The following is a 12,658-nucleotide window of genomic DNA, read 5'->3' on the forward strand; positions in this document are numbered from 1 at the left end:
GCAGTGGTTGGCAGTCAGGGTGCGGGCGAGCGCCTACGACTTGTGGCAGGCCGAGCATTGGGAGCAGCGGATTGATTGAGCTCTGAAGACGAGCGCTAACCTGTGTGGGAGGGGGCTTGCCCCCGATGGCAGTGGCTCAGTTACAGATACTGAGACTGACACACCGCCATCGGGGGCAAGCCCCCTCCCACATTTGTTCGGTGATGTCTTTTAAATAGCGGTCCCCAAAAGGGAGTGATCAGTCGCTGTTTGGGAACGTTTCAAGATGCTGGAGAAGGGCTGACTTGATCCCGCGCTCTGTCGACCAGCAACTGCCCCAAAGCCGCCATTTGCTGGATTCCGAGCATGATTGCGCGCTGCGAGCGACACGTTCATGCAGGGCGCAAAATATTGCAGGAAGAATCCGAACGCTGACTCATCACAACTCCATCACCACCTTGACCGCTCCAAGACCTTCGAGGGCGTAGCTGTTGTACTCATACACGCCCCCCTGAATATCCAACCGAAGCACGCCCTCATGCTCACTTACTTGCACATCGGGTTCTTTGGTTTTCAGAAATGGATGAGCCGACACCAACCCTGTGAGTATTTCCTGATCACTCCCCAGGTCCTTATGAACGTAGTACCTGTAGGAAAAGCCCACCGTCGCACCACCCTGCCCATCCCGCGCGCCGTAGATTGAGGTGCCGTTGCCCAAGGAATGTTTCAACACCACCTCATCCAGATCCGGTGTCCCGGGCGACATGACCCAACTGCCCGCGATATAAATCAGGCAGACCACTAACAGGCAGTTACGCAGGATCGGTATGAAGCCTTCAGTGGCCTTGAGAAATCGCATACTCAATACCTCTCCTTATCCAATATTGATCTCGCGGGTCATCACCAAAAGGATCACCTCCCCACCATGATCCAAAATCCGGATGGGTGGTTTTTGCGATGGTCTGAGCAACACCAGCGGCGCGCAGCAACACGTGCTCAGGACTGCCCAACACCGTACCAGTTGCACCGTAATTGAAGTTACCAAAAGCCTCGTATTGGCGCCCTCGCTTCTTGTAGTTCCATGGCCCGGCAGCTCTGACCTGAGAATAAAACCAGGAGTAGGCGAACGCCGAGCCTGACTGGAGATGAACACGCTTGCATTTGGCTATTGCCATATTTTCTAGAAGTGAAACACCAGGCGGCATTAACGGTACGGCCATGTGCCGGTCCTTGTTGGCAGTGAGGGGTGCTGAAATTGGCATCCCACTCAGGCCAGAAAACCTGCCCAATCAAAGTAAAGAAATTGCCTACATAAACAACATCCCATTCCGACAGAGGCTCGCCCCCGATGGCAGTGGCTCAGTTACAGATACTGAGACACCGCCATCGGGGGCAAGCCCCCTCCCACATTTGTTCGGCGGTGTCTTTTAAATAGCGGTCCCCAAAAGGGAGTCCCATTCAGGCCGGAAAACCTGTCCAATCCAGGCAAAGAACTTGCCTACATAAACAACATTCAATTCTGACATCAGTGCGCTCAACGCTAACCTGTGTGGGAGCAAGCCCCCTCCCACATCGGGATCATCGCAAGGCTTATGTTCAGGCCAGGCCGGATTCAACCAGCAGGGCTTCTAACCCCATCAAATCCGGCACTTTCGCCACATGCTCCCCCACCTGCACCGCCGCCAGTTCCAGCGGGCACAGCGGCACATCCACGTAGCTCAACTGGCTATCGAGTTTGTAGGAGCGGGGAATCCCCTGGATCACCATCGCAATGAACTTCAATGACGGCCGCCCGCCCAGGGCGTTCAGCACGACGATGCGCGAGCGCTCGCCGGTCACGCTGGCTTCACCGCAGGCCGCTTCGAAGCTGATCAGCGGCAATTGCCGGTCGCGCCAGGTCACTTGCCGCAGGTACCAGGGCGGTGCGTCGCTGGCCGGTTCGCCGCGCTGGAAGTCGATCAGTTCAGCGATGGCGACGTTGGGCAGCACCAGGTGGCGGTCGGCGAGGGGCAGGAGCAGGCCGGTGAGTTGGCTGGTGCGGTGGTCAAGCATGGGACTTGCTCCAATAGGCGATGCTTTCCAGCAGCACCGACTCCTGATACGGCTTGCCGAGGTAGTCGTTGACGCCGATGGCCATGGCGCGGTCGCGGTGTTTCTGGCCGGTGCGGGAGGTGATCATGATGATCGGCAAGCGCATCAGCCGTGGGTCGTTGCGCACCTGGATGGCCACTTCGAAACCGTCCATGCGCGGCATTTCGATGTCCAGCAGCATCAGGTCCGGGGTGTGTTCTTCCAGCACGGCCATGGCGTCGATGCCGTCCTTGGCGGTGAGGACGTTCATGCCGTTGCGCTCGAGCAGGCGGCTGGTGACTTTGCGCACGGTGACCGAGTCGTCCACCACCAGCACCAGCAGCGGGCGCTTTTTCAGCGGCGCGTTGAGCAGCAGCGGGACATCCACCACCTGCGCCGGCAAGGCCGGTTGCCGGGCGCGGATGTGGGCGAGCAGGTCGATGATCAAGACCACGCGGCCATCGCCGAGAATGGTCGCCCCGGAGAGCCCCTTCACCCCGGCAAACTGCGGCCCCAGGCCCTTGACCACGATTTCCCGGCTCCCCGCCATGCTGTCCACCTGCACCGCCACGTGCCGTTCGTTGTACTGCACCAACAGCACGGGAAGCGGTTGGTACTGGCCCAGCAGTTTCGGGCGGGCGACCGTGTGCAGCAGGTCGCCGAGGTAAAACAGCTCATAGCGCTGGCCGGCGTATTCATAACGCGGCGGGTCCAGTTGATAGTGCCCTTCCAGCTCATGGGGCAGCACACGCACCAGGCCTTCGATGGTGTTGAGCGGCATCGCGTATTGATCGTCCGCGCACTGCACCATCAGCGCACGGTTGACCGACACGGTGAACGGCAGGCGAATACGAAAATGCACGCCCGCCCCCGGTATCGAATCGATAAACATCGAGCCGCCAAGCTGTCGCACTTCTTCATGCACCACGTCCATGCCCACGCCACGCCCGGAAATCTGGGTGATCTTTTCCGCGGTGGAGAACCCCGGCTGCAGGATGAACTGCAACACGTCATGGTCGCTGATCTCTTGATCAGCGGCGAGCAGGCCGCGCTTGATCGCCTTGCGCCGTACCGCATCCAGAGACACGCCGGCACCGTCGTCGCGCAGGTCAAAGACGATATCGCCGCCTTCGTGGGTCAGGTCCAGGGTGACGCGGCCCTTCTCGGGCTTGCCGGCCAGCAGCCGCGCCTCGCGGGACTCCAGGCCGTGATCGACGGCGTTGCGCAGCATATGTTCCAGCGGCGCGACCATGCGTTCCAGCACGTTGCGGTCCATCTCGCCCTCGGCATTGCCGACCACGAATTCCACGTCCTTGCCCAACTCCTGCGCGACCTGGCGCACGATGCGCTTGAGGCGCGGCAGCATGCGTTCAAAGGGCACCATGCGCGTTCGCATCAGGCCTTCTTGCAATTCGGTGTTGATGCGCGCCTGTTGCTGCAACAGGTCGTGGGCATCCTGGTTGCGGCGTTCGAGGGTTTCCTTGAGGTCGAGCAAGTCGGAGGCAGACTCGAACAACGCCCGGGACAGTTGCTGCAACTGTGAATGACGGTCCATTTCCAGCGGGTCGAATTCGTCATAGTCCAAGCGCTCGGCTTCGGCCTGCTGACGGCTGAAGAGGCGGCCCTGGGTTTCGCTGTCGAGCCGACGCAGTTGGTCGCGCATGCGCTCGAGGGTGGTTTCCACCTCGTTGAGGGCAACCTGCGCGTCGTTGACCTGCTGTTCGATTCGGCCACGGAAGATCGAAGTTTCACCGGCCAGGTTGACTAGGTCGTCCAGCAGGTCGGCGGAGATTTTCACCATGTCGGCCGTCGGTTCGACAGCCGCTTCGGCCTTGCCCGTCACCAACGCCACCGCCGCCACCGGCTCATCGCTGGGGTGGACCAGGCTCTTGATGCGCTCGATGAGTTTGTCCACCGAGCCCACCGGCAAGCCCGCCGCCACCGCATCGATCATCTGCGCCAGGCGGTCGTGACAACCTTGCAGCAAGGCGAACAACTCAGAGGACGCCACGAGCAAACCGGAGGACAAGCCTTCGTAGAGAAACTCCAGCTCATGGGCCAAGTCGCCGATCGGGCCGATCTCGACCATGCGCGCACCGCCCTTGAGGGTGTGCAGGTCGCGCAGCAGGGTTTCGACTTCCTGGCGGTTATGGGGCTCAGCCTGCCAGCGCAGCAACGCCGCGCCCGAGCTGTCGAGAATGTCGGCAGCTTCTTCGAGGAAGATATCCAGCAATTCAGGGTCGATGCCCAAGGTATGCGCGGCCGCGGCCGGCGCTGCGGGCGGGCCGCTGTGGCGCAACGCCCGGACTTTGGCGATCAACTCACTGGAATCGCTCAGCGCCTGATGCTCTTGCAACTGGTCCAACTGCAACGCCAAGTGCTCATGACTGGACATCAGTACCTGGGACAGCTCGCCGGAATAGCTGTAGCGGCGGTCCGCCAGGCCTTCGTAAAGGCCTTCCAGCTCGTAGGCAAGGTCGCCGACCGGCCCGATTTCGGCCATGCGCGCGCCGCCCTTGAGGGTGTGCATATCGCGCTGCAACGAGGTCAACGGCGCTACGCCCTCGGGTTCCAGCAACCAGCGCTTGAGGGATTGCCCGGCGCTGTCGAGGATATCCACGGCTTCTTCGAGGAAGATCTCGACGATCTCATCATCTACCACCGCGTGCCGATCCAGGCGGGCCGTCGCGGCGCCCAGTTCGGAGATGCTCAGCGCACGGCTGCCGTCGCTTTTGATCAGGCCGGTGGCGGACGGATCGAGGGCGCCATCCAGCAGCTCGCGCAAGGCTTGCATGCGCGTCGGGGCCGGGCTGATTTCCTGGCCGGCGGCCAGTTCGTCGAGCATGTTGATCAGCGCTTCGTGGGCCTGTTCGGCCTCCTGGAAAAACCGCTCGCTGACCGCCAGGCTGCTTTCTTCCACGGCGCCGTAAAGGTCGAGCAGGGCTTCGCACAGTTCGTCGATGGCGTGCAGGTCGGCGAGGTGCGCGCCCTGCCCCAGGGTGGTCAATTCATCCAGCAGCGCGGTCAGTTCCTGGCGTTCGCCGGGGTGTTGTTGCCAGCGGCGCAGCAGGCTTTCGGCGTCGAGCAGGATGTCCATGCCCTGGGCCAGGAAGTTGTTGATCAACTGCGGATCACGCTTGATCCGCAGCCCGGTGCTCGGCGCTTCGAGCTGGGCTTGAAGCTGCTGATCGAGCAGGCTTTGGGTGCGACCGATCAGGTCGGCGGCCCCTTGGATCGGCATCAGCGGGTCGCCGTTCAACTGGCGCAAGCCCCGTTGGAACAGGCCCTCGGCCTCCAGCAGCAGTTCCACTTCATCCAGGTCCAACGGCAGGCGGTGGGCCTTGTACTCGCGGGTCAGGTGATCGAGCGGGCGCGCCAGTTCGGCGATCGGCAGCACGCCGGCCATGTAGGCGCTGCCTTTGAGGGTGTGCAAGGCGCGTTGCAGCTCATCGCTGACTTGCAGCGGCACATGCTCGGCGGCCTGGCGCAGGAAATGGTTGAGGCTGTCGAGGTGGCTCTGGACTTCGTTGCGGAAGATCTCCAGCAGCATCGGGTCATGGGGTTCGGCAGCCGCCACAGCAGTGCCGCTGGCCAACGCGTGGGCGCGCGCGGCCAGGGCGTCGACCGCGTCCCGCTGGCGCTGGGCACCGGCGGCGAAGTCGGCGATCAGTTCCGGCAGCAGGGCCACTGCTTCATCCAGCACCTGTTGCACCTCGGGGCCGGCGGCCACGCTGCGCTCCAGCACGCGGTTGAGCAGGTTCTCGACGGCCCAGGCCAGTTCCGCCAGCACCAGGGCCCGCACCATGCGGCCGCTGCCTTTGAGGGTGTGGAAGGCTCGGCGCATTTCGCCGAGGGCGGTTTTATCGACGCCGCTCGGTAGATGGTGGTGCAGCACCTCGAGGACTTCGGCGGTCTCTTCGAGGAACACTTCACGCAGTTCGTCGTCGATCGGCTCTTCACCGGCCGGCGGTGGCAGCAGGCTGCCGGGGCGTTGCAGGGCGGGCGGGTTCAAGCGCGAAGCGGGATTGGCCAGCGCGTCGAACTGGGACTGGCTCGGCGTGCTCTCGCTCGACAGCGCGCCATCCGGCGCCACCAGCGCCTGGCGCCAGGGCTTTTCGGCAGGCAGGTAACCCAGCGCGGCCAGGCCCCGGGTGGCCAGCTCCAGCACCCGTTCGCCAGCGGCGTCGGGGTCTTGGAGCATGCGTTCCAGGTAATACTCCAGGCCGCTGATCACGTCGGCGAAATGCTCCAACTGCTCTGCGGACGGCACTGCGTCGTTGATCATCAGTTGTTCATCGACGTAATCGGTGCAACCGCGCATCAGGCTCGCTGCGCGTGGCAGTGGAATCATCGCCAGGGCGCCGCGCACCTGGCTCAACAGCTCCGGCAGGGACTCCAGGCGCTGGCGCTCCCACTGGGCGTCGATGCAGTCGATCACCAGCTCTTTGGCTTGCTTGAGGCACTGGCAGGACTCGCGGATCACCAACTGATGAATCTGCGTCAGGTCGGTGGTGGGCAGGCGGCTTTCTTCGCGGTTTTCCGGCTCGACCGTGCCCGCCATCCCGGCCAGCGTGGCTTCGACGTAGAGCAACGCGCCGGCGACATCCATCAGCACCGCATCGTTGGGTTCGCGCTGGCCCTGGGCCAGGCTCAACACCACCGCAAGCTGGTCGATGATGACTTTGCGCGGCTGGCCAAAGCCCAGCACCGCGAGGGTATCGGCGATTTGCCGCAGCGGCGCCAACAGCGCATCGAGGTCGCTGGTGTGTTGACGGTCGCTGCGCACGAACAGGTCGAGGCGTTCCTTGACCCGCACCAGCTCCTCGCACAACGCGCCGAGCACCGAGCCCATCGCATTGCGGTCCGGCCCGGCCAGGCGCGCCCGTTCGGCATCGACCACGGCGCTGTCGGGCAAGGCTTCATCGAGGCCGTAGCGTTCTTTCAGGCTTTGCATGCGCGGCGTTGGCCGGGTGACTTTGGCGACGTAGAACAGCAGGCTCTTGAGCAGTTCATCCGGCGCCGGCTGGTTGATGCCGCCAATGCCCTGGACGAGCAGGCGCTTGAGTTGCTTGTCGCTGGCCTTGAGCAGGCTGCGCAGCGCCGGGCTGTTGGCGATCACGCCGGTCAACATGCCCTCGACCAGCGCCGAGGTGACTTGCCACAGCGGCAACAGCGGCGCGCCCTGGCACAGCGCTTCGAGGCGGGCGAAGACCCGCGCCATGTCTTCCAGGTTGCTCGGGCCGTGATCTTCGCGCAGCAACCCGGCCAGGGCTTGCTGCAGCAGCAAGTGCCACTGGCGCACCTGCTCGTTCAGGTCCGGCGGCGCGCGTTGCGCCAGCGTTTCTTCGGACAACGGCGCAATCGACAGCAGTTGCGGGCTGAACAGGCTGGTTTCGGACAACAGGCTTTCGCCGCGCGCACTGCGCAGGTCGTTGAGCAGCGGCAACACCACCAGCGGCAAGTCGCGGCGCGCGCTGTGGATGCGGTCCAGGTACAGCGGCAATTGGCCGAGGGCTTGTTGTAGCAGGCGGATGCTTTCATCGCGCTGGCTGACGCGCCCGGCCTGCAGGGCCAGAGCCAGGGCTTCGATTTCTTCGGCGAGCAGCGCCGCGCCGTAGAACTCGACCATTTGCAAAGCGCCATGCACTTGATGGATGCACGCCAGGCAGTCGCCGAGGGTGTCGTTGTCGGTGGTTTCGACAAACGCGTCCAGCGCCGAACGGGCCTGTTTCAGGGTTTCGGCAATGTCGCCCTTGACCCATTCGAGGGCCACGTAGTCGTGCCGATCAACCATAACTGCTCCGCTTAGAATTCATGAGTTGCTGGTGTTCTTGAAACAAAGAGCGAGATCACATGTGGAGGGGGCTTGCTCCCGATGACGGTGTATCAGTCACCTGATTCATTGACTGACCCACTGCCATCGGGAGCAAGCTCCCTCCCACATTTGGATTGCATTTCAATCATCAGCCTGCTTAGCAGCCGGGAGGGTGAAGCCCGATACTGAGCGGCGCAGCTGGCTGGCCATTTTCGCCAGGTTGCCGATGCTCTCGGCGGTGGCAGTCGAGCCCGATGAGGTCTGGCTGGTGATCTGCTGGATGACGTTCATGGTCAGCGAGATCTGCCCCGCCGACGACGTCTGTTGCTGCGCCGCGTTGGAAATACTCTGGATCAGCGCCGCCAGGGTTTTCGACACGCCTTCGATCTCTTCCAGCGCCACCCCGGCGTCCTGGGCCAGCCGTGCGCCGCGCACCACTTCGGTAGTGGTCTGTTCCATCGAGATGACGGCTTCGTTGGTGTCGGCCTGGATCGCCCGCACCAGGGTTTCGATCTGCCGCGTGGCCGCCGAGGAGCGTTCGGCCAGGCGTTGCACTTCATCGGCAACCACCGCGAAGCCGCGCCCGGCATCCCCGGCCATGCTTGCCTGGATCGCGGCGTTGAGCGCAAGGATGTTGGTCTGGTCGGCGATGTCATCGATCAGGCTGACAATGTCGCCGATCTCCTGGGACGACTCGCCCAGGCGCTTGATGCGCTTGGCGGTGTCCTGGATCTGCTCGCGAATGTTGTCCATGCCGTGGATGGTGTTGTGTACCACTTCATTACCCTTGTTGGCGATTTCCACCGAGCGCTCGGCCACCGCCGAGGATTCAGCCGCGTTCGCCGACACCTGATCGATCGACTGGGCCATCTGCTTGATCGCGGTGGAGGCCTCGGCGATCTGCTGGGCCTGATGCTCCGAGGCCTGCGCCAGGTGCATCGCGGTGGCCTGGGTGTCCTGCACCGCGCCGGCGACCTGGCCGGCGGTGAGGTTGATGGTAGCGACAAGGTCGCGCAGTTGGTCCACGGAATAGTTGATGGAGTCGGCGATGGTGCCGGTGAAGTCTTCAGTCACCGAGGCCGTCACGGTGAGGTCGCCGTCGGCCAGGTCTTCGATTTCATCCAGCAGGCGCATGATCGCGTTCTGGTTGCGCTCGTTCTTCTCGGCGGTTTCCCGCAGTTGCTGGTTGGTGGCGCGGACCATCACCAGGCCGATCAGGATGATCGAGGCCAGCGCCAGCAAGCCCAGCACATAGCCGCCGATCGTGTCGAAGCTGCGCCCGCCGGCGAGGTTTTCAAAGCCGGTGGCCAGGTGCGAGGCTTCATCGAGCAGGGTTTGCGAGAGGTTGAAAATATTGCTCGCCGAGGCCCGGACCTGGAACAGTTGCGGCGAGGTTTCGAGGATCTCGTCCACGGAGCCGGAGACAAACTCGAACAGTTCGGCGATTTCCGCCAGGCGCGCCCGTGCGTCGTGGTCCTCGACCTGGGTGATGCGCAGCCCGGGGTTGCCCTGGAGCATGCCGGTGAGCACCTGGCCGAAGCGGTTGGCATCGCGGCCAAAGGCATCGGCGGCCTGCGCGGCGGTTTCGTCACCGGCCAGCACGGTGTTGACCGCCCCCAGGATCCGCTCGGCCAGCAGCGACTGGCGCTGGGCCAAGGCCACCTGGCTGGCCGGGGCGCCGCGTTGCAGCAGGATATCCACGACCTTTTCCGATTCCATCTGCAGTTGCGGCACGGTTTCGGCCAGGGTTGCGGCAACTTGATGCAACGACAGCACGGTCTGTTCGCTGGCGAGGATCGCGTCGGTGTTTTTCAGCAGCGCTTCCCAATCGGTCTGCACCGCCCGCATCTCTGCACGTACCGCACTGGGCGCGGCGGGCAGGCCGGTGTCCGGGTCGCCCTTTTTCAGGTAACCCCAGCGCCGGGCAAAGTCATTGCGCGCTTCCGCCAGCAACTTGAACGCCGCGGCCTTGCCGGCGGCGGCTTCGGTGGCGTTCTTGGCGATACGCTGGGACAGCACCCGCAACTCGCCGGCGTGGCCGATGTACTGCTTGTCGTAGGTGGACTGGGTGTTGAGGTACGCGAAGTTGGCGAACAGCAACATGATGAACACGATCAGCGCAATAAACAGCACGATGATCTGCGAGCGGCTGCGTGAGCCTGCCTGGGGTTTGGGTGTGGTAGCGGTGGTCATGCGGCAACATCCATGAAGCCAGGGGCCTGGGCCAGAGCGAAGGGGCTGAAGACCTGCCACTGCTGATCAGCGTCGAACCGGCCACTGATAAAGGGCACGCCGGGGGTGGCGCTGGACAACAAGGCGTCTTGTGCGAAATGCTGCATACCCACCACCTCGTCCACCAGCAGCCCGATAAATATGTCCTGGTATTCCACGACCAATACCCGCCGCTGCTTGTCTGCCTTGGACAGCGCATGGCCGAGGAACCCGCCGAGATCCATCACCGGCAGCAGGCGCCCACGCAGGTTAGCGACTCCTCTGATCCAGGTCTTGACCCCGGGCATTAAAGTGCAGCGCGGCTCATGCAGCACTTCGGCGACTTCGCGCATGGGCGCGACAAACCACTGTTCGCCCACGCGAAAGCCGATCCCGCTCCAGCCTTGCAGGCGGGTTTCCTGGGACGGCAGGTCAGCGGCCAGCAGGCGACAGCGGCGGTCGATGTCCAGCAGCAGCTCGAAGGCGGTTAGCGACTCGGTCATGATGGCGTGCCGTCAGCGGGCCAAGACCTTGTTCAGGGTGGCGATCAGCGTGGCTTCGTCCACCGGCTTGGTCAGGTAATCCTTGGCGCCCTGGCGCGCGCCCCAGATTTTGTCGGTTTCCTGGTCCTTGGTGGTGATGATGATGATCGGGATGCCATTGGTTTCCCGCTCCTTGGACAGCTGGCGGGTGGCCTGGAAGCCATTGAGGCCCGGCATCACGATGTCCATCAAGACCGCGTCGGGCTTTTCCTGGCGGGCCAGGGCCACGCCGTCGGCACCGTTTTCCGCTTTCAAGACCTGATGACCGTGCTTTTCCAGCATGCCGGTCAGTTTGTACATTTCGGTCGGCGAATCGTCGACGATCAGAACACGTGCCATGGTTTTCCCCACTACATTGGAAGACGCACGCCCTTGTGAGGTTGCGTCAGTGTGCTTGTTCTACTGCGGCGAAACCCGGCACGTAGGCCTTGATCGCGCCCAGCAGTTCTTCCTTGCTGAAAGGCTTGGTCAAAAACTGATCGACACCGACGATACGCCCCTTGGCCTTGTCGAACAGGCCGTCCTTGGAAGACAGCATGATCACCGGGATCGACTTGAACGCCGGGTTGTTCTTCACCAGGGCGCACGTCTGATAGCCATCCAGGCGCGGCATCATGATGTCGACAAAGATAATGTGCGGGTGATGATCCACAATCCGGGCCAGGGCATCGAAACCATCGATGGCCGTGATGACATCGCAGCCCACGTTCTTCAACAGGGTTTCGGCGGTGCGGCGGATCGTTTTCGAATCGTCGATCACCATCACTCTCAAGGCGTTGGAATGCTGTTCCATATCTGCTCTACCATCGCCACAGCGAATCGGTTTTCGGTGTGTACGGCCTGATACTGCCCAGGATGAGCGTCACAAGCCTTGGAATTCAGGGGCTGCTGCGCCGTGGCAGTCTTTTTAGCACAGTCTCGTGGAGCAATCTATCGAGCGACCCGCCAGGTGGTTTTTCCTTGACCCACAACAGTCGCAGCGCCACTCTGACGCCACTTTTATGCGCCCTAATTTGCTAGAGGAAATCCCCCATGAGCGTTCGCGTCGGCATTGTCATGGACCCTATCGCCAGCATTTCCTATAAAAAGGACAGCTCGCTGGCCATGCTCCTGGCCGCCCAGGCCCGCGGCTGGAGCCTGTTCTATATGGAACAGCGCGACCTTTACCAGGGCGGCGGCGAGGCGCGTGCGCGGATGCGTCCGCTCGAGGTGTTCGCCAACCCTGAAAAGTGGTTCGAGCTGCAAGACGAAATCGACAGCCCCCTGAGCGACCTGGACGTGATCCTGATGCGCAAGGACCCGCCGTTCGACATGGAATTCGTCTACTCCACCTACCTGCTGGAGCAAGCCGAGCGCGCCGGCGTGCTGATCGTCAACAAGCCGCAGAGCCTGCGCGACTGCAATGAGAAGCTGTTCGCCACGCTGTTCCCGCACTGCACGCCGCCGACCGTGGTCAGCCGCCGCGCCGATGTGCTGCGCGAATTCGCCGCCAAGCACGGCGATGTGATCCTCAAACCGCTGGACGGCATGGGCGGCACCTCGATCTTCCGCCACCGCGCCGGCGACCCGAACCTGTCGGTGATCCTCGAAACCCTGACCGCCCTGGGCACCCAGCAGATCATGGGGCAGGCTTATCTGGCGGCGATCAAGGACGGCGACAAGCGCATCCTGATGATCGACGGCGAACCGGTGGACTATTGCCTGGCACGCATCCCGGCAGCCGGCGAGACCCGCGGCAACCTGGCGGCCGGCGGTCGTGGCGAAGCCCGGCCTTTGTCGGACAAGGACCGCTGGATTGCTTCCCAGGTCGGCCCGACCCTGCGGGAAAAAGGTTTGCTGTTCGTAGGCCTCGACGTAATTGGTGAACACCTCACCGAAATCAACGTCACCAGCCCGACCTGTATTCGCGAGATCGACAATGCATTTGGCACGAACATCGGCGAAATGCTGATGGCCGCGATTGAGCGCAAGCTACAAGCCAAGTGACATAGAACAGCCGGACACCCGCCAACATTGCGTTATCATGCGCCACCTGTGAAAC

Annotated in this window: 9 protein-coding genes and 1 pseudogene; 1 reads left to right on the forward strand and 9 read right to left on the reverse strand. The window is 62.8% G+C overall.

All coding sequences use genetic code 11. From position 1 onward, the window contains the following. Nucleotides 1-260: 260 nt before the first annotated feature. The 9 genes and pseudogenes from JN756_RS32520 to pilG all read right to left on the reverse strand — a co-directional run. Nucleotides 261-362, reverse strand: a pseudogene (locus tag JN756_RS32520) (DUF6124 family protein); the annotation flags it as partial. Between the two features lie 56 nt (nucleotides 363-418). Further along, nucleotides 419-838 (reverse strand): hypothetical protein, encoded by a 420-nt coding sequence (locus JN756_RS30065; RefSeq protein WP_046381766.1) that lies wholly within the window; start codon nucleotides 836-838, stop codon nucleotides 419-421. Continuing rightward, nucleotides 816-1,199: a polymorphic toxin type 44 domain-containing protein gene (locus JN756_RS30070; RefSeq protein WP_082643803.1), complete on the reverse strand. Its 384-nt coding sequence runs from the start codon at nucleotides 1,197-1,199 to the stop codon at nucleotides 816-818. Before JN756_RS30070 ends, JN756_RS30065 begins: the two co-directional genes overlap by 23 nt. Nucleotides 1,200-1,575: 376 nt before the next feature. Further along, on the reverse strand, nucleotides 1,576-2,031 hold the full coding sequence (locus JN756_RS30075; RefSeq protein ID WP_017844993.1) for a chemotaxis protein CheW: 456 nt from the start codon (nucleotides 2,029-2,031) through the stop codon (nucleotides 1,576-1,578). After that, a complete protein-coding gene (locus JN756_RS30080) occupies nucleotides 2,024-7,843 on the reverse strand; it encodes an Hpt domain-containing protein (protein ID WP_108524877.1) in 5,820 nt (1,939 codons plus the stop codon). The genes JN756_RS30075 and JN756_RS30080 overlap by 8 nt, the downstream gene beginning before the upstream one ends. 162 nt (nucleotides 7,844-8,005) lie before the next feature. Beyond that, a complete protein-coding gene (locus tag JN756_RS30085; RefSeq protein ID WP_046381764.1) occupies nucleotides 8,006-10,057 on the reverse strand; it encodes a methyl-accepting chemotaxis protein in 2,052 nt (683 codons plus the stop codon). Beyond that, on the reverse strand, nucleotides 10,054-10,578 hold the full coding sequence (locus JN756_RS30090; protein WP_169863666.1) for a chemotaxis protein CheW: 525 nt from the start codon (nucleotides 10,576-10,578) through the stop codon (nucleotides 10,054-10,056). Before JN756_RS30090 ends, JN756_RS30085 begins: the two co-directional genes overlap by 4 nt. 12 nt (nucleotides 10,579-10,590) lie before the next feature. Continuing rightward, nucleotides 10,591-10,956 carry a twitching motility response regulator PilH gene (gene pilH, locus JN756_RS30095; protein ID WP_017844997.1) on the reverse strand — a complete coding sequence of 122 codons (366 nt, stop codon included), beginning with the start codon at nucleotides 10,954-10,956 and terminating at the stop codon, nucleotides 10,591-10,593. 46 nt (nucleotides 10,957-11,002) lie between these two features. Continuing rightward, nucleotides 11,003-11,410 (reverse strand): twitching motility response regulator PilG, encoded by a 408-nt coding sequence (pilG, locus tag JN756_RS30100; RefSeq protein ID WP_010564379.1) that lies wholly within the window; start codon nucleotides 11,408-11,410, stop codon nucleotides 11,003-11,005. Between the two features lie 239 nt (nucleotides 11,411-11,649). On the opposite strand from pilG, the gene gshB reads away from it, so the two are divergent. Beyond that, nucleotides 11,650-12,603, forward strand: a complete 954-nt coding sequence (gene gshB, locus JN756_RS30105) for a glutathione synthase (RefSeq protein ID WP_057003952.1) — start codon at nucleotides 11,650-11,652, stop codon at nucleotides 12,601-12,603. Nucleotides 12,604-12,658: the final 55 nt, after the last annotated feature.

Origin of the sequence: Pseudomonas sp. Y39-6 (assembly GCF_023651955.1) — a bacterium.
In the GTDB taxonomy this organism is placed as follows: domain Bacteria; phylum Pseudomonadota; class Gammaproteobacteria; order Pseudomonadales; family Pseudomonadaceae; genus Aquipseudomonas; species Aquipseudomonas veronii.

Coding starts and splice junctions, on each gene's coding strand:
- JN756_RS30090 (WP_169863666.1), bottom strand. CDS start 10,578: ATGACCGAGTCGCTAACCGCCTTCGAGCTGCTGCTGGACATCGACCGC.
- JN756_RS30075 (WP_017844993.1), bottom strand. CDS start 2,031: ATGCTTGACCACCGCACCAGCCAACTCACCGGCCTGCTCCTGCCCCTC.
- JN756_RS30085 (WP_046381764.1), bottom strand. CDS start 10,057: ATGACCACCGCTACCACACCCAAACCCCAGGCAGGCTCACGCAGCCGC.
- JN756_RS30070 (WP_082643803.1), bottom strand. CDS start 1,199: ATGGCCGTACCGTTAATGCCGCCTGGTGTTTCACTTCTAGAAAATATG.
- gshB (WP_057003952.1), top strand. CDS start 11,650: ATGAGCGTTCGCGTCGGCATTGTCATGGACCCTATCGCCAGCATTTCC.
- pilH (WP_017844997.1), bottom strand. CDS start 10,956: ATGGCACGTGTTCTGATCGTCGACGATTCGCCGACCGAAATGTACAAA.
- JN756_RS30080 (WP_108524877.1), bottom strand. CDS start 7,843: ATGGTTGATCGGCACGACTACGTGGCCCTCGAATGGGTCAAGGGCGAC.
- JN756_RS30065 (WP_046381766.1), bottom strand. CDS start 838: ATGCGATTTCTCAAGGCCACTGAAGGCTTCATACCGATCCTGCGTAAC.
- pilG (WP_010564379.1), bottom strand. CDS start 11,410: ATGGAACAGCATTCCAACGCCTTGAGAGTGATGGTGATCGACGATTCG.